General features: G+C 36.2%; 1 protein-coding gene and 1 other annotated feature. The gene reads left to right on the top strand.

Annotated features, from left to right (window positions below; all coding sequences use genetic code 11):
* Window positions 1-18: 18 nt before the first annotated feature.
* Window positions 19-233, top strand: a binding site (T-box leader).
* A gap of 44 nt (window positions 234-277) precedes the next feature.
* Window positions 278-906 (top strand): arginine--tRNA ligase domain-containing protein (gene argS, locus AC1DTM_RS29025; RefSeq protein ID WP_477001548.1); only part of this gene is annotated, 629 nt, incomplete at its 3' end.

Here is a 906-nt window from a genome sequence, read left to right as displayed (position 1 = left end):
AGCAATAATTAATTAAATATACTGTCTGTGATGAAGAGAGTAGTCTTTTTCAGAAGGAAAGCGAGCTAGGGATGGTGTGAGCCTAGTGCAGAAGAAAAAGATGAAGCGCACTTCGGAGACGCTTCTTGAACGAATAGTAGAGTAAGCCGAGGCCCCCTGTCCTCGTTATAAACGGGAAAGTGGTTCGGAATGAACAACAAGGGTGGTACCACGGGTTAAAACTCGTCTCTTTTTTAGAGACGAGTTTTTTGTGTTTAAAAAATAAGGAGGTTGTAGTATGGATTATAAAACGCAGTTTGCGAAAAGTTTATCGAATATTTTTACGAATGAATTAACGCAAAATCAAATTTTAGATTTAATCGAAACACCAAAACAAGATGAATTCGGAGATGCAGCGTTCCCATGTTTTTCACTAGCGAAGCAATATAGAAAATCACCAGCTGCTATCGCAAAGGAAGTTGCGGAGAAATTAAATGACCCATTTTTTATGAAAATAGAGGCTGTTGGCCCGTATGTAAACGTCTTTTTTAATCGTCAAACAGTAAGTGATGAAGTATTAAAAACAATTTTAACGGAGAAAGAAGAGTACGGTCAAAATCATTTTGGATGTGAAAAAACAGTAGTTATCGATTATTCTTCTCCTAATATCGCGAAACCTTTTTCAATGGGGCATTTACGTTCTACAATGATCGGTAATTCGCTGAAACATATCGCCGAAAAATGTGGATATGAAGTTGTCGGAATTAATTATATTGGGGATTGGGGAACACAGTTTGGAAAGTTAATTACCGCATATAAAAAATGGGGAAATGAAGAAGTAGTTAAAGAGGATCCAATTCGTGAGTTATTTAAGTTATATGTTCAGTTTCATGAAGAAGTAAAAGAGAACAAAGAACTAGAAGAAGA

This window comes from Bacillus sp. P4_D3 (assembly GCF_056401855.1).
Note: the sequence above shows the minus strand (reverse complement) of the source record. Positions and strands in the feature narration are given on the sequence as shown.